Origin of the sequence: Kitasatospora sp. NPDC057904, assembly GCF_042887925.1 — a bacterium.
Lineage (GTDB): Bacteria > Actinomycetota > Actinomycetes > Streptomycetales > Streptomycetaceae > Kitasatospora.
The window spans coordinates 1-17,103 of sequence record NZ_JBHVOL010000006.1 but is presented as its reverse complement, the minus strand read 5'-3'; the positions used below and the strand labels follow the sequence as shown (position 1 = coordinate 17,103).

Here is a 17,103-nt window from a genome sequence, read left to right as displayed (position 1 = left end):
CCGCCGGGGTTCAGGTGCGCTCCGGGATCCGGGGAGCCGGGTTGGCCTTGCCGTCGCCGTGCGGGCCCGTCGAGTGCTGGAGGGAGTGCAGGATCGCGAGGCCCTGGCTGACGATGCCGGCCGCCATCTGGTTGACGCCGTCGCTCCCGTTGAGGACGGTGAGGTCGGCCCCGGACATGCCGCGGGCGGCCGCGTCGGCGAGGGCCGGGAGGTTCTCCACGATCCGGTTGGCGGCGATGAGCTCCTGGTTCCCGCCGCGCAGCGAGTCGGCCCGGGCCGTGTTGGCGTCCGCCTGTGCCTGGGCGAGGGTCCGTTCGCTGTAGGCGCTGCCGTCCGCCTCGAACTTCACCCGGTCACGGGCGGCCTCGGCCAGCGTCCGCTGCCGGTACGCCTCCGCGTCCGCCGGGCGCCGCACCTCCGCCTCCAGCTGCTGCGCCGCCAGCGCGGCCCGGCGCTGGGCGAGCGCGGTCTGCTCCTCGATGACGTCCTGGGAGGCGCGGGCCTCGGCGAGCGGGCCGGCCTGGGCGGCGCGGGCCCTGGACTGTTCCGTCTCGGCGAGGAAGCCGGCCCGCTTGATCGCGGTGTCCCGCTCGTACTCGGCCTTCAGCGCGGCCGCCTGCTGCTCCCGTTCGGTGGCCTCCTGGTCGGCCTTGGCCTGGGCGATCCGGGCCTGGCTGGCGACCGCCGCCACGTGCGGCGCGGCGAGGTTGTCGATGTAGCCGGTCGAATCCTCGATCTCCTGGATCTGCAGCGCGTCGACCACGATGCCGAGCTTCTCCATCTCACCGTGGCTGCCCGCCATCACCTCTTGGGCGACCCTGCTGCGCTCCCGGATGATCTGCTCCACGGTCAGCCCGCCGATGATCGACCGCAGGTGGCCGGCGAAGATCCGGCCGACGAGCTCCTCCATCTGGTTCTGCTCCGAGAGGAAGCGGCGGGCGGCGTTGGCGATCGACACGGCGTCGTCGCCGACCTTGAACACGCAGACCGCGCGCACGGTGAGCCGGATGCCCTGCTGGGTGACGCAGTCCTCGGCGATCGTCGCCTCCCGGAGGGCCAGGGAGAGCATCCGGACCTTCTGCTTGACCGGCAGGACCAGGCTGCCGTGACCGGTGACGATGCGGAACTGGGTGTCCTGCGACTGGCGCTTGGACCCGGATATGAGCATCGCCTCGTTGGGTGCGGGAACGTGCCAGAAGAACATGACCGACCACCTGACCTGCGGGGATTCCGACACGCGCCTAGGGCGGCAGGAGCTCGACGATCACCGAGCGGGCCGAGATCGCGTCCACCACGACCACCCGGACGTCCCGGCCGACCGGTTCCGAGCACCAGGCCGCGAACGCCTCCGACCCGCCCCGCAGGGCGACCAGGACCTCGCCCGGACCGCCCGGCGGAATGGGCACCGTCACCCTGCCGACAGCCCCGACCGGGCTCTGCGAGGAGTCGTCGGCTGCCGCGCGCATGCGCTCGTGCGCCACGTGTTCCACGGTACTCCGGCCGCGGCACGGGAACCCGTTCCCGGAATCGGGCGTGGAAAATCGACCCGTCGCAGGCCCGAGCCTGCTAGAGTCGTTTTAGTTGCAGTAGTGGTTCCCAAGAACTTTGTGTGCGCCTGCCGATGTTTTGCAGGCGCATTTTTTGTTTTCCCGGCTCTTCCCCGGGTGGGCACTCCATGCGGCGACTCGAAACCCGCACCGTGCGGGCTTCGGACAGCCCCTTGAAGGAGTAATTTTTATGGCTAATGGCACCGTGAAGTGGTTCAACTCGGAGAAGGGCTTCGGCTTCATCGAGCAGGAGGGTGGCGGCCCCGACGTCTTCGCCCACTACTCGAACATCAACGCCAACGGCTTCCGTGAGCTGCTCGAGGGCCAGAAGGTCGAGTTCGACGTCGCGCAGGGCCAGAAGGGCCCGCAGGCCGAGAACATCCGCCCGCTGTAGTACTTCTGCCACGGCACCCGCCTGGTAGCGAGGGGCCCGCACCGCGCACACGCCCGGTGCGGGCCCCTCGGCATCGCGCCACGACGCATCCCCCCGGCCGTTCAAGGCCCTGGCTCCGCCACCGGCGGCCATCCCCACGCGAGACGCACAGCGCCGCGTCGGGATCGGCGCCCTGCCGTGACAGCTCACGGTTCGAGGTTCCCCGCTCCCGCCCTCCGCGGTGAGCGCCGACCGTAGGTGACGTGCCGCACGGTTCCACCGTCCACGCTCCGCCCGTCACATTCTCGGCCCGTTCCCTTGCGGTCTCCGCCCGCGCCCCGCGCCCCGGAGCCTTCCTCGTGACGTGCCGCCCCGAGGAAGGTTCTCCGCATGGCCCGCTCCAGTCGCTCTTCGTACCAGAACGCCAACTCCCGCTCCGCCCGGGGCTCCCGCTCCGGCGGAAGCTCCTTCTACGGCGACCGGCCCGCCGGAGGCCGCCGCCCCGCCGGCCGGAGCGCCCCTCAGGGCCCGTCCGCCCAGGGCGAGTTCGCGATGCCGGTGAGCACCACCCCGGCGCTGCCGGCCGTCGACTCCTTCGAGGAGCTGGACATGCCGAAGGCGCTGCTGTCCGTGCTGGCCCGCGAGGGCGTCACCGCGCCGTTCCCGATCCAGGCCGCGACGCTGCCGAACTCGCTGGCCGGCCGCGATCTCCTCGGCCGGGGCCGGACCGGTTCCGGCAAGACCATCGCGTTCGGCCTCCCCGTGCTGGCCCGCACGGCCGGGCAGCGGGCCGAGCCGCGCCTCCCGCTGGCCCTGGTCCTGGTCCCCACCCGCGAGCTCGCGCAGCAGGTCTCCGAAGCCCTCGCCCCCTACGCCCGCGCCGTACACCTGCGGATGGCGACCGTGGTGGGCGGGACGTCGATGAGCCGCCAGGCCTGGCTGCTGAACCGCGGCGCCGAGATCGTGGTGGCCACCCCGGGCCGGCTCAAGGACCTGATCCAGCGCGGCGACTGCCGGCTGGACCGGGTCGGCATCACGGTGCTCGACGAGGCCGACCAGATGGCCGACATGGGCTTCCTGCCGCAGGTCACCGAGCTCCTCGAACAGGTCGCCGCGGGCGGCCAGACCATGCTCTTCTCCGCCACCCTGGACCGCAACGTCGACCGCCTCGTGCGGCAGTTCCTCAAGGACCCGGTCACGCACTCGGTGGACCCGTCCGCGGCGACGGTCAGCACCATGGAGCACCACGTGCTGCACGTGCAGAACGTCGACAAGAACGCCACGATCGCCCACATCGCCTCCCGCGACGGCGGACTGATCATGTTCGCCGACACCAGGGACAGCGCGGACCGCCTGGTGACGGACCTGCTCGCGAACGGCGTGAAGGCCGCGGCCCTGCACGGCGGCAAGTCCCAGCCGCAGCGCACCCGCACCCTGGACCAGTTCCGCACCGGCGAGGTGACCGCGCTGATCGCGACCAACGTGGCGGCCCGGGGCATCCACATCGACGGGCTCGACCTCGTCGTCAACCTCGACCCGCCGAGCGACCACAAGGACTACCTGCACCGGGGCGGGCGCACGGCCCGGGCCGGCGAGTCCGGGACCGTCGTCACCCTGGTCCTGCCCAGCCAGCGCCGCGCGACGGCCCGCCTGATGAGCGCCGCCGGCATCACCCCCGTCACCACCAGGGTCAGCGCCGGCGACGAGGACCTGGCCCGCATCACCGGCGCCCGCGTGCCCACCGGCGTGCCCGTCGTCATCGCCGACCCCGTGGTCGAGCGGCCGCGCCGCAGCGCGTCGACGAGCCGCGGCCGCCGCGGCCGCCCCGGCGCCGGCGGGGACACCCGCTCCGCCTCCGGCCGCGGCGATCAAGGCTCCGCCGGCCGCCGCCGGCCGCCCAGGACCGCCGCACGCGCCGCGTAACCCGACGCCGGCCCGCCGAGGTCGCGCTCACCCTGGACCGGACCCTGCCGTCCGGACCGAACGGGGTGCGCGCGACCTCGGCGGGCCGTTCCGCGTCCGAGGATTGCGTAGAGGATTACGTAGTCGAACCGCGTAGTTCTACCGATGCCGCGGCACAGCCCGCCTCCCCATACTCGGCCTGGCAACACGAGTGAACGCGGAGAGGTGACGACAAGGCGATGGCTGCACCGCACAACCAGAACGACCCGGATGTCCGGCAACTCACGGACGACACCTGGCAGTTCGGCCAGGAGGACCCGCCCGGCCGGTCGGCCGGGCAGCAGTACGGCCGGCCCGCCACGGCGCCGCCCGGATACTTCGCGCCGGCGAAGCCGAAGCGCCGCCCCTTCCGGACCGCCTACTTCGCGGTCCTGGGCGTGCTGTTCTGCTGCATGCTCGGCCTCACCGGCTTCCTCGTCCTGAACCGCCCCCACCTGGCCCCGGACGCGCAGGTCGACGGCAACGGCAACGTCACCAAGGGCGGTGACCTCGGCCTCCGCAGCCTGACCACCGGCCAGTGCTTCGACGAGCCGAGCGGCGCCGCCCAGCAGCAGGTGGACGGGGTCTCGGCCGTCCCGTGCGGCGACCCGCACGACGCCCAGGTGATCGGCTACTCCATGCTCACCGACTCCTCGTACGACGAGGCGAAGATCAAGGACGAGGCCGCCGCGGCGTGTCAGAAGCTGTCCGCGGGCCCGAACGTCGACCGGACCAAGCTCGGCAGCGGTGCGAACATCGTGGACTTCGTCCCGACCGCAGGCTCCTGGCAGCACTTCGACCGCAAGGTCACCTGTGCCGTCGACAACGGAACCGGCGCCAAGCTCACCGGCTCGGTGCTCAAATGACCCGGCGCAGCGGGTCCCGGCACGGCGAGTCGGAGCATGGCGAATCGCAGCATGGCGAATCCCGCCTCGGCCCTGTCGTGGCGCACTTCCGGGGTACCCTCCGGTTCGGCGGCTACCTGCCCTACATCGGGTCGCTGGCGCTGATCGCGGGAGTGGCCGGAGTCGTCACGGGAGCGCTCCTCAACGGGCTGTACGGCCTGGCGGTGGGCGTCCTGGCCTGGTCGCCGTCCGTCCTGGCGTGGCGGCACGAGGTGGAGGTCCACCAGCAGGGCTTCGTCTGGCGGCGCCCGACCGGAACGCGGAGCTTCCGGTACGCCGAGATCAGGGGTGTGCAACGCACCAGGGTCAGCAGCTTCCTGCTGGGCACCTACGACGCCGTGACGGTGACCCTGCTCAGCGGGCACGAAGTCCTCGTCGGACCGGTCCAGGACACGCCGCGGCTCGCGAGGCTCCTGGCCGGCGCGGAGCCCGCTCCGGTACCCGCCTGGCAGCCGCCGGACACGACCGGACGGAGCGCCCGGTGACCGCCGCCCTGATCATCCCCGCGATCGGCGTCCTGATCGGCGGATTCGTCCTGGCCCGGGGCACGCTGCTGACGCGCGGGAGCAGCCGCACGTACGCCCGGTACCAGGCGGGACACCTGGCCTGGCTGCTCGGGCTCGACCTCGTCCAGGGCGACCCGGCGACGAACCTGGGCGTGCGGATCGCGAACCCCGAGATGCGGCGCGGCCATGCGCCGGACCGGCCCCTGCTCGTCCGGGTCCGGCTGGCCGGCTCACCGCAGGGAGCGCCGGTCGAGCTCTCCTACGAGTACCGGGAGCAGTCGGTCCGGGGCCTCGGCTCGGTCACCCGGGACGAACGGTTCGCCTGCGGGATGACCGTTCGGGCGCGACGGCCGTTCCCGCCCTTCGAGGTGACGTCCCGCAAGGTCCCGCACGGCAGCATCGACCGCCTGCACGAACTGCCCGCGATGGACACCGGACGGCCCGCGGTCGACGCCGCCTACCTCGTCACCACCTCCGCACCCGCCATGGCCGAGCTGCTCGGCGGCCTGTTGGAGGGTTTCGCCCCGCTCGTCCCTTCGGGCGTGCACCTGGTCGGCGACGGGCAGCACGTCACGTTCGTGATGCGGCAGCGGGGGTTCCCGTTCGTCCGCACCTCACTCGACCACGCGGTCACCATGCGGGACCAACTCACCGCCCTCGCCCGGGGCGTGGGCGGCTGAGCGACTGAACCACGACCGCCTCACCCCGCGCCCGGCGCCTCGATCAGCAGGGCGCGGGTGAGGCTCGCCCGGTTGGCGACACCGAGTTTGCGGTAGATCCGGCCGAGGTGACCGTCGACCGTCCGTACGCTGAGGACCAGCGTGCCGGCGATCTCACCGCTCGTCAGACCGGTGCCGGCCAGGCGGGCGATCTCCCGTTCCCGTCCGGTGAGCACGGCCAGCACCGCCGACGGGTCGGGGGCGTCGCGGCCGCCGGCATCCTGCGCCGCACCGCTCAGCCCGGTGCGCGCGGCGAGCCGGCCCCGCTGGTGGCCGATCTCCTCGGCCAACCGGGCCGAGCCGCACTGCCGGGCCGCCACCGTCGCTCGGTCCAGCCAGTCGCCCACCTCATCGGTCCGCCCCGCGTCCAGCGCGAGCGCGGCCACCGCGAGCAGCGTGCGGCACAGTTCGACGCGCTCGCCGCCGGCGGTGAAACCCGCGATCGCGGCCCGGGCGGTGAGCGCCGCCTCCTCAAAGCGCCCGCGCGCCGCGTGGACCCGCATCCGCGCACGCCCTGCGAACCCGCGCCCGCTCGCGGAGGGAAGCTCCGCGACGTCGGCCTCGGCGAGGCGCGCCCAGTGCTCGGCCATCGCCAGGTCGCCTTCGGCCAGCGCGCTCTGCACCAGCAGGTCGCAGAAGCGCGGCCGACGCCACACGGTGATCCGGGGCAGCTCGTGGCCGCCCGCGGCGTCCAGCAGCAGCCGGCCGGCCCCGGCCGGGTCGCCGGTGAGCAGCACCAGTTCGGCGTGGAGGCAGCGGACGTCGACGGCCCAGGCGGTCGGCGCACCGTCGGCGAGCGCCGCGGCGCGATCGGCCAGGGCGAGCACCTCGGGCAGGTCGGGTGCGCCGTTCAGCCACAGCAGGGCCTCGGCGCGGAGCACCGTCAGGACCGCCCGGGTCGCGGGATTGTCGTCGAACTCGGCGTTGCGGGTGGCGTCGTCGAGCGTGGCGAGCGCGCTGCACAGGTTCCCGCCGCGCAGTTGGACGTTGGCCAGCGCCATGAGCAGCGTGGGCCGGATGTAGGACTGCCCGGTGCGCCGGGACAGCGCCGTGCCGCGGCCGAGGTGGCGTTCGGCCGCGCCCGGGCGCCCGAGGATCCCTTCGGTCGTGCCCAGCTGGTACAGGGCCTCCAGGTTGGTCAGCAGGGTGGCGTCGGAGGTGGCGTCGATGAGTTCGGCCGCGCTGTCCGCCGCCCGCTCGGCCGCCGGCAGGTCCGCGGTGAAGAGGTGGGCGAGGGAGGCCTGGGCCAGGGACTTGGCCTCGCCGACCGGGTCGTGGTTGCGGTGCGCGATCGCGGCGGCCGTCCCGGCGTGCTGCCGGCAGCTCTCGTAGTCCCGCGCGTCGTAGGCGCAGTCGGCCAGTTCGGCGTGCAGGGCGGCGGCCGTGGCGCAGTCGCGGCCGGCCAGTGCGGCGAGCCCGGCGCGGGCCATGGCACCGGCTTCGGTGAGGCGGCCGAGCCGCCGTTCGACGCGGCTCGCGTCGGCGATCGCGCCCGGGTCCTCGGTCCCGCGCGGCGGCCCGCCGGCCGGGGACGGGCGCAGCGCGTCGAGCAGGGCCCGGCTCTCGTCGGCGTCCCCGGTCAGCAGCCGGGTCCGTGCGAGCAGCACCCGTGCCTCGTGCCAGTGCTCCTCGCCCTCCCGGAGCAGCGACAAGGCGGCCGAGAGGTACTCGGCCGACGTCGCGGGAGAGGTGTGCAGCGCATTGCGCGCGGCGGCGATCAGGGTCGTGACGTGCTCCGGCGCGCCGGGATCGGCGGCCCGTGCCACGTGGTGGGCCCGCCGGGCGATCGGCGCCGCCCGCTCGGCGAGCGCGGCCGCGGCGCTGCGGTGCAGCGTCAGGCGCCGGCTGGGTTCGAGGCGCTGGTGCACGACCTCGGCCACCGCCCGGTGACGCAGCACCAGCTGCGGCGCGCGTTCGGCCGGGCGCAGCAGGTCGAGACCGGTGAGGGTGTCCACCGCCCGCATGGTCTCGGCCGGTTCCAGTCCCGCGACGGCGGCGAGCAGCTCCGGGTGGAACGGCTCGCCGAGCACCGCGGCGGCCTGGACCGCGGCGAGCGCGGTGTCGTCGAGGGCGGCGAGCTCACCGAGCACCGCCGTGCCGGCCTCGGCGATCGCCTCGCCGTCGGCGGCCAGGATCCGGAGGTACTGCGGGTTGCCGAGGCTCTCCCGGTACAGCGCGTCGAAGCGGTGTACGTCGTCGAAGCGGTGCGCCTCGTCGGGGCGGTTCACGTCCGCGAGGCGGTTCACACCGGGGAGCTCACCGGGCGACAGCTGGCGCTGCCGGTAGGCCAGCAGGCAGAGCAGCGGGCCGGTCGCCGCCGCGTGGATCATCCGCTCCAGGCCCGGGATCTGGTCGGCGGCGAGCTGGTGCACGTCGTCCAGGACCACCACGGCGGCACCGCCTCGCGCCACCTGCCGGCGCACGTCGCAGTTGTCGTCGAGCAGCGGCCGGAAGCCCGGGAGCGCGGCCGCGATCTCGTACTGCCCCTGGGCCGCAGCCACCCGGACCCCCGCGGCCCTGGCGTGCGCGGCCGCCGCGAACATCAATGTGCTCTTGCCGATGCCCGGGTCCCCCACCAGCGCGATCGCCCGCCCGCCGGCCGACCCCAGGCCGTCCAGCACCGCCAGCAGCGCCTCGGTCTCCCGCGCCCGCCCCAGGATCCGGCGCCCTCCGGCGACCGCGTCCCGCGCCGGCAGGCCCCTGATGAGCGGGCCGCCGTTCCGTATCTCGTCCGACATGACCGGCACAGTAGCGGCCCCGGCTGACGCCGACATCGCGCGACCGTGTCCCGGGCCGCCCCGGGGCCGTCTCGCCCTGTTGATGAGGACCTCGAATCCGGCATAACCTCCCGGAATGGTGCAGAGCAAGGCCGTCGACGTCGACGGCTACCTGATCGAGGTTCCCGAGGAGCACCGGGCCGTCCTGGCCGAGGTGCGGCAGCTGTGCCGCGAGGAATTGGCGGGCTTCGACGAGGTCATGGCGTACGGGATGCCCGCGTACGAGCGGGACGGCGCCTGCGAAGTCGCGTTCGCCCGCCAGAAGCAGTACTTCTCCTTCTACCTCATGCGCAGTGACGTCCGCGAGGCGTTCGAGGAGCGGCTGGCCGGGCAGGACATGGGCAAGGGTTGTCTGCGGTTCCGCAAACCGGAGGACATCGACTTCGGCCTGCTGCGGGATCTGCTCAAGGCCACCGCCGCCCGGCCCGGAAGGATCTGCTGACTCCTGCCGGTCACGGGGGCACCGCGCGGCCGGCGTCGCGTCAGCGCGGGGGTACCGGAGACGTGTGGAGCGTGCCGGAGAGGATGAGCAGCGCAGCGGCGACGAAGCAGGTTCCCACCAGCAACCCCATGATCGGGAACTGCCAGCCCAGCCGGCCACCGGCCTCCCGGGCCTGCTGCGGCCGTCCGGGCGGGTAGCAGACGATCACCTCGCTGCCCGGTCCCCCGGGCCGCGACAGGTACACCTCCTGCCGGTGCACCCCGCCCTCCGGCGCCTGGAACCGGACGACGCCCTTCCAGCGAGGTCCTCCCTTGTTCGTGCGCTCGCGGAAGCACTGGAGGAGCATGCCGACGACCCGGGTCCCCCTCTGGGCGCGCACCTGCCGAACGGCGCTCGTGAGGGAGAAGCCCCACACACCGACGCCCATCACCAGAAGGAACCACAACCCGCCGTCGCCGTGCATGGCGCGACCCACCGTCTTCCGTAGCAGGAACGAGGCCGCCCAGGCTACGCGACCGCCGGTCCCCCGCCCGGGGCGGGGCCCGACCGCGCTGGCACGGGCACGGGCCCGTCCTGCAGGACCTCAGGTGCCGGTGGCATAGACCAGTCGGGGGAAGACCGGAGCCCCGAACGGGCGAAAAGCCGAGACCATCGCCCGGCGGCTGGGGCGGGGGCCGCGCGGCGGGCGGTAGGCCTGTGCCATGTCTATTCTCACCCGTCCTGGTCCGGGCCAGGTGACCCATCCGACCGAGGCCCGGCCACCTCGCGCCAGACGGTCGGCCGGCCTGTGGCTGTGGCCGGCGCTGGTCGCCCTCGCCGTGGCCGTGTTCCGGATCAGCGGCCCGCAGCTGGTGACCGACGAACTGGTCACCTGGGACGTTGCCAGGCGCGACCTCGGGCAGATTCTGGCCACCCTGCACAACGTCGACGCGGTCCACGGCACGTACTACATCCTGATGCACGGGTGGATGGCGATCTTCGGCGACTCCGTGCCGGCCCTGCGCCTGCCCTCGGCACTGGCCATGGTCGGGACAGCCGTTCTGGTGGCACTGATCGGACATCGGCTGTTCGACCGACAGGCCGGGATGTACGGCGGACTCCTGTTCGCCCTGATCCCCGCCGTGAGCCGGTACGCCCACGAGGCCCGCAGTTACGCCCTGGTGGTCCTGGCCACCGCTTTGGCGATGTTTCTGCTGCTCCGGGCCTGGGAGGCGCCGCACAGGTGGGGACGCTGGGCGGCGTATTCACTCAGTCTGGTGGGTGTCGGACTGCTGCATCTCGTGGCGCTGACCGTCCTGCTGGGGCACCTGCTCGCCATGGCCGTACGAAGCCGGTACGAGCGCGGGGCGCTGTGGGGCTTCGGCCTCGCGGTGGTGGCCGGTGCGGCCTGTGTGGTCCCGCTGGCACTGTCGGGCAGGTCGCAGGTGGGACGGCAGCTCTGGTACGTCCCCCGGCCGGACGCGTGGGGTCTGGTCGACATCTGGCCGAAGCTGTTCGCCTCGGCACTGTGTGCAGGAGCGGTGATCACGCTGGCCGTGGTGGCGCCGAAGGAGCGCCGCGATGCCTTCGTGCTGTGCGTCGCCCTGGCCGTGCTGCCCCCACTGGTCGTGTGGGTGGCATCCCAAGGGGACATCTCCTACTTCCGCTTCCAGTACCTGCTGATCACCCTGCCGGCCTGGGCCGTGCTGGCGGGGGCAGGACTGGCCACGGCGGCGCCGTCCTGCGCAACGGCCGCGGCAGCCATCGCCGCGATTGCTCTGCTCGTACTCCCCGAGCAGCACAAGCTGAGGGAGCCGTACGCACACCATGACGACGTACCGACGGATTACGTGGCGGCGGCGCGGACCATCATGAAGTACCACCGCCCGGGGGAGGCAGTGGTCTTCAACCGGGACGGGCCTGCGTGGATGCTCGACCAAGGGGTCCGCTACTACCTTCCGCACGACCTGAAGATGCGAGAGGTCTTCCTGAAGGCCTCGGCCGCCGACAACAACGAGCTGTTCCCGACGTACTGCCCGAAGCCGGCCGAGTGCCTGCGGGACGAGAGCCGCATCTGGCTGGTAGTCCCGGGCAACAGACCGGACCCCCTGGACGCCATCCCGAAGGACCAGGCGGATGCGCTGCGCACAAAGTACAAGCCCTACGGCGCGGAACGCGTTCCCGGTGTGACGGTGGCGCTACTGGCACGGATCCCTTGACATCCTCGCCGACACGGGTTTCGGCTCGACGCCGAGGCCGATGACGCGCTGCGGCTGCTCGGGCACCTGCCCGAGCAGCCACTGGGCGAGAAGGCCGCGAACGCGGCCGGTTCCTCGCGCTGGTCGCCGGGCAGGACGCCGAACCCTCCGATGCCCTGGCAGGTCCGGACTGCCGCCTGACCGCGGCAGGCCGGATCGCACCAAGATCTTCATCAGCCCTCCAGAGAACGTCGGAGACCTCCGTGCAGACCGTTCGCACCTCACCGCAGATCACCCGGGACGTCATCGCCTTCATGGAGCCCGCGCTGCGCGCAGCGACGGCCCGGCTCGACGAACCCGTCCGGCGGATGACGGAGTACCACTTCGGGTGGGTCGACGCCGAGGGCCGCCCGACGACACCGGTCGGCTTTCGTCGGCGGCCGGCGCTGGTCGCCCTGCTGTGCGCGGGCAGCGGCCCGCAGGCGTGGGAGGCCGTCCGGACGGCCGCCGTCGCCGGCACCCTGATGTCGGCCGCCGGGACCGTCCACGACGACGTCATCGACCAGGAGATGGTCCGCAAGGGCCGGCCGACCCTCTGGACGGCCTTCGGCGTGCCGGCCGCGATCCAGGTCGGGGTCGCCCTGCACTGCCTCGCGTTCGAGCTCCTCGCCGAGGAGGGCGACCGGGTCTCCACCGAGCTGATCCGGCGCGCCGCCCGCGCCATCCGGGAGTGCTGCTCGGGGCAGATCCGCGACCTGGAGTCGGAGGGCTCGTCCCGGATGAGCCTGGAGCTCTCGCTGGAACTGCTGGAGAGCACCATCGCCCTCCCCACCGCCGGGGTGTGCCTCGCCGGCGCCCTGGTGCGCGGCGCCGGCGAGGAGGAGCTGGTCGCGGCCGAACGGTTCGGCTACCACGCCGGCATGGCCATGGCCTTCTTCGACGACTGGGAGGGCGTCTGGGGCACCTCCCGCGACACCCTCGAGGACCCGCTGGCCGACCTGCGGCGACGCAAGTCCCGGGCCTTCGTCGCGGTCGCCCTCCGGTCCGACGGACCGGCCCGCGACCAGCTCGCCGCCTTCTACGACGACACCGCCGTGCCCACCCTCGACCAGCTCCGGCACGTCGCCGGCCTCATCGAGGAGTGCCGGGGCCGCGCCTGGCTGGAGGGGCGGATCCGGGAACACATCCGGCTGGCCCACGCGATCCTGCCGCAGGCCGTACCGGACCCCGTCGCGCGGGCCGAGCTCGCCGCGTTCGTCGCCGCCATCGCCGACGAACTGCCCTGACGGGCGCACGATCCGGGGTCGGGAGCACAGGGGACCGCAGGAGGAGGGGCGGGGCGCAGCGGTGTTCGCCGTCTCACCGCCGACGATCCGCCGCCTTCTCGTGGAGACCGTCAGTACTGGGCGAGGTCGAGGGAGCGGACGTCCTGCGGGGCCAGCGCCGTGACCGGGCCGAGGGGGATGCACTCCCCGGTCCCGGCGAAGGTGCACAGCTTGGCCTCGTGCAGGTCGTCGCCCTCGGGCACGAACTTCCAGATGTATGCGAAGTAGGCCGTGTCGGCTTCGAGGGGGCGTCCCGGCCACACCGCGCCGAAGGTGTGTCCGGCACGGGCATCGGCCTCGGTCAGGAAGTGCGACTCCCCGTCGACGTTCCAGCAGCCCGTCCCGGGGATGCTCTCGCAGGCGGGGTACCTGATGGCCCAGGCCATGAACATGGGCGACCTGGCGGTACGGCCCTCGGGGTCCGAGGTGACCTTGAGCCGGACCAGCAGGGCGGTCTTCCCCGCGGGGGCCGCGACTCCGGGGAGTGCGGCGCTGGTCCCGACACTGACGACCTGGGCCTTGATCGTGTCACCGTGGATCGCCGGCCCCGTGGGGGACGGGAAGGGCGACGGGCTCGGGGAGACGGCGACGAGCGTTGTCGGGTGCGGTGCTGCGCCTCCCGGGCCGGCACCGATCGGACCACTGCTGCAACCCGCGAGTGCCGTGATCGCGATGCCGAGCGCCGCGACCTGCTTCGTCAGTCGATGAATCGTCATGAATCCCCCGTTACCGTGCCGGGCCGCGTGGTCCCCGGCCCCGTGCGAACCACGGGATCATGGCACACCGGTCGATCACCAGGGCAAGCACTGCCGCCGAGCGGGATTCCACGGGCGAGCGGCGGGCGGACAGCGGGCGGGCGAGCGGCGGGCGAGCAGGTACTCGACAAGCTTCCAGCAGGTACCCGACAAGCTTCTACAGCCCTGTAGACAGTCGTGCCAAAAGCTGTAGAGTGAGCGCCGGTTGAACGACGGCCACCGCCGCCCGGCCGGTCCGGGACGGCCCGTGGGCATCGGCGTTCCGTGCGCCGCATCCCGACGCGCGGTTCCCGCAAGCCCCGACGGCGGCACCAGGCGCCGGAGGTCACCCCGCCTCACCCCGCCCCCTACCCCGCCAGCGCGAGAAGATCGGCCGACCGTGTCGCAACCCCCAGACCTCCGGGAGGCACCGGCGCACCACGCCGCCCCCTCCTGCCCGCCCGGTTCCACCACCGGGCGCGTCGTGATCGTCTCCGCGAGCGTGGGCGCAGGGCACGACGGGGCTGCGGCCCAACTCGCCCTTCGGCTCTCTCATTTGGGCTTCTCGGTCGACCGCCACGACTTCCTGGACCTGATACCCGCCGGCTTCGGGCGACTGGTCTCGGACAGCTACCGGCTGCTGCTGACCATCGCCCCCTCCGCCTACCAACGGATCTATTCGGCCACCGAGAACGCCGGGCGTCCGGGCCTCATGATCCGGCTGATGCAGCGCAGCAGCCACCGGCGGCTCCTGCGCCGGCTACCGCCGGACACCCTCGCGGTGGTGGCGACGTACCCGCTCGCCGGGCAGGTGCTCGGCACCCTGCGCCGCCGGGGACGCCTGGCGGTGCCCGCCGCCGTCTACCTGACGGACTTCTCCGTGCATCCCCTGTGGGTGGCTCCCGGTGCCGATCTGCACCTGGCGGCGCATCCCGTCCCGGCCGGGCAGGCCCGCGAGCACGGCGCCGAGCGGGTGGTGGTCTCCGGCCCGGTGGTCGATCCCCGGTTCACCCTGGCCACCGACGCCCAGCGCAGCGCCGCCCGGGCCCGGTTCGGCCTCCCGGCGGACGCGCCGCTGGCGCTGCTGGTGGCCGGCTCCTGGGGAGTCGGCGAGGTGGCGAAGGTGGCGGCCGAGATCCGTGACACCGGCGCGGCCGTGCCGGTGGTGGTGTGCGGGAAGAACGGCCCCCTGGCGGCGCGGCTGCGGGCGGACGGCATCGACCACGCCTTCGGCTGGGTCGACGACATGCCCGGCCTGATGCACGCCTGCGACGTGCTGGTGCAGAACGCCGGCGGCCTGACCTCCCTGGAGGCCTTCGCCTGCGGCCTGCCGGCCGTCAGCTACCGCTGCATACCCGGCCACGGCCAGACCAACGCCGCCGCCCTGGACGAGGCCGGCCTCGCCCCCTGGATCGAGGACCCGGCCGACCTCAAGCCCGTCCTCGCCGCCATGGTCGACGGCATCACCCGGCGCCGGTACCGCGAGGCCGGGCTGGCCCTGCACCGCGAGGCGACCGGCCCCGCGAACGCCATCGCGGCCGTCGCCGAGCAGTACGCCGCCGAGCGCTCCGGTGCCACCACGACCTCCCCCGCGATCCCCCTGGCCCCCGCGATCCCGGCGCAGCGGCGTCATCCGGGCCGGGCGACCGCACCCGCTCCGCGCCGCCCCGTCCGCAAGCTCGGCATCGCGGCCGCAGCCCTCGCCGCGACCGCCTGGCTGGCCACCGGCGGCACCCAACTCGCCGTCGCCTACGGGGGATTCGACACCGTCGACCCCGACCACACCGGCCGGGCCTACCTCGTCGTCCACCCGCCGCACAACGGTCGCCTCGACGACGCGACACTGCGCACCCTGGTGGCCGAGAAGGCGGCCGTCTCCATCGACGCGGCCGAGGCCGCCGCCGACCCCGGCGAGGTGCGCCGCCTCGCGAGCGCCGGACTCACCGTGGTCAACGCCGGCTACGGCCCGCCGTACGCGACCGGGATCGTCACCCGCCGCGACTCCGTCGAAGCCGGTGCCACCGCCCTGCGCTCGGCCACCGGCGCGGCCGCCAGGTTCTTCCTCTCCGGCACCGACCTGGACGCCCTCGACCTCGGCCTGGCCGCCTACCACCACGAGCACGTGGTGGTCCCCGACGCCCGGATCGCCTGCGGCAGCTCCACCACTCCCGCCGTGCGGCCCGGCCAGGTCGTCCTGGTCGAATGCGGCGACGCCCACCCGGCGGACCTCTCCGCCACCCTGCACCGCCTGGCCACCACCCCACACCGGCTCCCGCGCCTCGGCGCGCTCACCACCCTTTCCTGAGGCCGTACTCGATGAAGCCCCGCACGCTCCTGCGCATCGGCACCGCCGCAGCCGCGCTCACCGCCATCCAGGCGGCCCCCGTCATCTCCACCTTCGGACCGCTGCGCAACCGCCTGATGCCCCGCCTCGCCGGGACCGGCCGCCCCGACCACGTCGCCCTCACCTTCGACGACGGCCCCGACCCGTTCTCCACGCCGCACTTCCTGACGATCCTTCAGAAATACGACGTGCAGGCCACGTTCTTCCTCCTCGGCTCGATGGCCGACAAGTCCCCGGGCCTGGTGCAGGAGATCGCCGACGCCGGCCACGAGATCGCCGTGCACGGCTGGGCCCACCGCCCGCTGCTGCTGCGCGGCCCCCGCGCCACGTACCAGGACCTGCGCCGCGCCCGCGACACGATCGCCGACCTCACCGGCCGGGCACCGCAGTGGTTCCGGCCCCCGTACGGCGTCATGACCACCGCCGCCCACCTGTCCGCACGCAGGCTCAGGCTCACCCCCGTGCTGTGGACGAGCTGGGGCGAGGACTGGACGAGCCGCGCCACCGCCGACTCGGTCCACCGCACGGTCACCGCCGACCTGCACGGCGGAGGCACGATCCTCCTGCACGACTCCGACTGCACCTCCGCCCCCGCCGCCTGGCAGTCCGCCCTCGGCGCCCTGCCCACCCTCCTCGACCACTGCGCCGCCAAGGGCTGGCAGGTCGGCCCACTGCGCGACCACGGCCTCCCGAACACCCCGGGCTGGCCGACCCCCGGCACGGAAGCCGCCTGAACGGGCAGCCCCGGCGCGCCAGCGGGAGCTGCCGCCCCGCCGGGCTAGGTTCTGTACGGCGGATCATCGTCGGAGCCAGAGTCGGATTGATGCGACGGTGACGGTGCCGTGGAAGACGTAGGCGCGCTTGTCGTACCGGGTGGCGACCGCTCGGAAGCCCTTGAGGCGGTGGATTGTGCGCTCGACTTCGTTGCGCCTCTTGTAGGTCTCCTTGTCGAATCCGGTGGGCCGGCCGCCCCGGCTGCCTCGCCGCAGGCGGTTGGCCCGCTGGTCGCGGGGCTCGGGGATGGTGTGGCTGATTGCGCGTCGGCGCAGGTAGACGCGGATGCGGCGCGCGCTGTAGGCCTTGTCCGCGGTGACGTGGTCCGGCCTGGTGCGCGGCCGGCCGCCGCCCGGTCGCGGGACCCTGATCCGTTCCATGACGGCCTCGAACTGTGTGGAGTCGCCGGTCTGGCCCGGTGTGACGAGCAGGGCCAGCGGGCGCCGGCCGCCCTCGCAGGCCAGATGGATCTTGGTGGTCAGTCCTCCGCGGGAGCGGCCGAGGCCTTCGTCGCTCCGGTGCCGCGCCGGGATCCCCCT

Annotated in this window: 16 protein-coding genes; 10 read left to right on the top strand and 6 right to left on the bottom strand. The window is 73.5% G+C overall.

Going from position 1 to position 17,103, the window contains the following annotated elements; all coding sequences use genetic code 11:
- Positions 1–10: 10 nt before the first annotated feature.
- Positions 11–1,204: an SPFH domain-containing protein gene (locus tag ACFVSN_RS16975; RefSeq protein WP_380444668.1), complete on the bottom strand. Its 1,194-nt coding sequence runs from the start codon at positions 1,202–1,204 to the stop codon at positions 11–13.
- Between the two features lie 37 nt (positions 1,205–1,241).
- The gene (locus ACFVSN_RS16970; RefSeq protein WP_380444666.1) at positions 1,242–1,481 is read right to left on the bottom strand and encodes a hypothetical protein; all 240 of its coding nucleotides are present in this window, start codon (positions 1,479–1,481) and stop codon (positions 1,242–1,244) included.
- Between the two features lie 256 nt (positions 1,482–1,737).
- On the opposite strand from ACFVSN_RS16970, the gene ACFVSN_RS16965 reads away from it, so the two are divergent.
- The 5 genes from ACFVSN_RS16965 to ACFVSN_RS16945 all read left to right on the top strand — a co-directional run bounded on the left by ACFVSN_RS16965 (position 1,738) and on the right by ACFVSN_RS16945 (position 5,952).
- Positions 1,738–1,941: a cold-shock protein gene (locus ACFVSN_RS16965; protein WP_359959873.1), complete on the top strand. Its 204-nt coding sequence runs from the start codon at positions 1,738–1,740 to the stop codon at positions 1,939–1,941.
- Positions 1,942–2,310: 369 nt separating this feature from the next.
- Positions 2,311–3,843 carry a DEAD/DEAH box helicase gene (locus ACFVSN_RS16960; protein ID WP_387955633.1) on the top strand — a complete coding sequence of 511 codons (1,533 nt, stop codon included), beginning with the start codon at positions 2,311–2,313 and terminating at the stop codon, positions 3,841–3,843.
- A gap of 218 nt (positions 3,844–4,061) precedes the next feature.
- Positions 4,062–4,727, top strand: coding sequence for a hypothetical protein (locus ACFVSN_RS16955; RefSeq protein ID WP_387955631.1), 666 nt, complete (start codon positions 4,062–4,064; stop codon positions 4,725–4,727).
- A gap of 77 nt (positions 4,728–4,804) precedes the next feature.
- Positions 4,805–5,251, top strand: coding sequence for a hypothetical protein (locus tag ACFVSN_RS16950; RefSeq protein ID WP_387955629.1), 447 nt, complete (start codon positions 4,805–4,807; stop codon positions 5,249–5,251).
- Positions 5,248–5,952: a hypothetical protein gene (locus tag ACFVSN_RS16945; RefSeq protein WP_387955627.1), complete on the top strand. Its 705-nt coding sequence runs from the start codon at positions 5,248–5,250 to the stop codon at positions 5,950–5,952. Before ACFVSN_RS16950 ends, ACFVSN_RS16945 begins: the two co-directional genes overlap by 4 nt.
- 20 nt (positions 5,953–5,972) lie before the next feature.
- On the opposite strand, the gene ACFVSN_RS16940 is transcribed toward ACFVSN_RS16945, so the two are convergent.
- The gene (locus ACFVSN_RS16940; protein WP_387955625.1) at positions 5,973–8,729 is read right to left on the bottom strand and encodes a LuxR C-terminal-related transcriptional regulator; all 2,757 of its coding nucleotides are present in this window, start codon (positions 8,727–8,729) and stop codon (positions 5,973–5,975) included.
- A 115-nt stretch (positions 8,730–8,844) separates the two neighbouring features.
- On the opposite strand from ACFVSN_RS16940, the gene ACFVSN_RS16935 reads away from it, so the two are divergent.
- Complete coding sequence (locus ACFVSN_RS16935; RefSeq protein ID WP_387955623.1) at positions 8,845–9,210, top strand: iron chaperone; 366 nt, start codon at positions 8,845–8,847, stop codon at positions 9,208–9,210.
- A gap of 40 nt (positions 9,211–9,250) precedes the next feature.
- Here the strand turns inward: ACFVSN_RS16935 and ACFVSN_RS16930 are convergent, their stop codons facing one another.
- The gene (locus ACFVSN_RS16930) at positions 9,251–9,673 is read right to left on the bottom strand and encodes a DUF3592 domain-containing protein (RefSeq protein ID WP_387955621.1); all 423 of its coding nucleotides are present in this window, start codon (positions 9,671–9,673) and stop codon (positions 9,251–9,253) included.
- Positions 9,674–9,944: 271 nt separating this feature from the next.
- Here ACFVSN_RS16930 and ACFVSN_RS16925 point away from each other — a divergent pair, with 271 nt between their 5' ends.
- Positions 9,945–11,408, top strand: coding sequence for a glycosyltransferase family 39 protein (locus tag ACFVSN_RS16925; RefSeq protein ID WP_387955619.1), 1,464 nt, complete (start codon positions 9,945–9,947; stop codon positions 11,406–11,408).
- A 242-nt stretch (positions 11,409–11,650) separates the two neighbouring features.
- On the top strand, positions 11,651–12,673 hold the full coding sequence (locus tag ACFVSN_RS16920; protein WP_387955617.1) for a polyprenyl synthetase family protein: 1,023 nt from the start codon (positions 11,651–11,653) through the stop codon (positions 12,671–12,673).
- 110 nt (positions 12,674–12,783) lie between these two features.
- Here the strand turns inward: ACFVSN_RS16920 and ACFVSN_RS16915 are convergent, their stop codons facing one another.
- Positions 12,784–13,428, bottom strand: coding sequence for a hypothetical protein (locus tag ACFVSN_RS16915; protein ID WP_387955615.1), 645 nt, complete (start codon positions 13,426–13,428; stop codon positions 12,784–12,786).
- 418 nt (positions 13,429–13,846) lie between these two features.
- Here ACFVSN_RS16915 and ACFVSN_RS16910 point away from each other — a divergent pair, with 418 nt between their 5' ends.
- Positions 13,847–15,751, top strand: coding sequence for a glycosyltransferase (locus ACFVSN_RS16910; RefSeq protein ID WP_387955614.1), 1,905 nt, complete (start codon positions 13,847–13,849; stop codon positions 15,749–15,751).
- A gap of 11 nt (positions 15,752–15,762) precedes the next feature.
- Positions 15,763–16,524, top strand: a complete 762-nt coding sequence (locus tag ACFVSN_RS16905; RefSeq protein ID WP_387955612.1) for a polysaccharide deacetylase family protein — start codon at positions 15,763–15,765, stop codon at positions 16,522–16,524.
- A 63-nt stretch (positions 16,525–16,587) separates the two neighbouring features.
- On the opposite strand, the gene ACFVSN_RS16900 is transcribed toward ACFVSN_RS16905, so the two are convergent.
- Positions 16,588–17,103 (bottom strand): IS5 family transposase (locus ACFVSN_RS16900; protein WP_387955611.1); only part of this gene is annotated, 516 nt, incomplete at its 5' end.

What these genes read in the sequence shown, in the direction of transcription:
- ACFVSN_RS16955 (WP_387955631.1), top strand. Translation starts at nt 4,062, where the DNA reads ATGGCTGCACCGCACAACCAGAACGACCCGGATGTCCGGCAACTCACG.
- ACFVSN_RS16930 (WP_387955621.1), bottom strand. Translation starts at nt 9,673, where the DNA reads ATGCACGGCGACGGCGGGTTGTGGTTCCTTCTGGTGATGGGCGTCGGT.
- ACFVSN_RS16935 (WP_387955623.1), top strand. Translation starts at nt 8,845, where the DNA reads ATGGTGCAGAGCAAGGCCGTCGACGTCGACGGCTACCTGATCGAGGTT.
- ACFVSN_RS16940 (WP_387955625.1), bottom strand. Translation starts at nt 8,729, where the DNA reads ATGTCGGACGAGATACGGAACGGCGGCCCGCTCATCAGGGGCCTGCCG.
- ACFVSN_RS16905 (WP_387955612.1), top strand. Translation starts at nt 15,763, where the DNA reads ATGAAGCCCCGCACGCTCCTGCGCATCGGCACCGCCGCAGCCGCGCTC.
- ACFVSN_RS16965 (WP_359959873.1), top strand. Translation starts at nt 1,738, where the DNA reads ATGGCTAATGGCACCGTGAAGTGGTTCAACTCGGAGAAGGGCTTCGGC.
- ACFVSN_RS16960 (WP_387955633.1), top strand. Translation starts at nt 2,311, where the DNA reads ATGGCCCGCTCCAGTCGCTCTTCGTACCAGAACGCCAACTCCCGCTCC.
- ACFVSN_RS16915 (WP_387955615.1), bottom strand. Translation starts at nt 13,428, where the DNA reads ATGACGATTCATCGACTGACGAAGCAGGTCGCGGCGCTCGGCATCGCG.
- ACFVSN_RS16975 (WP_380444668.1), bottom strand. Translation starts at nt 1,204, where the DNA reads ATGTTCTTCTGGCACGTTCCCGCACCCAACGAGGCGATGCTCATATCC.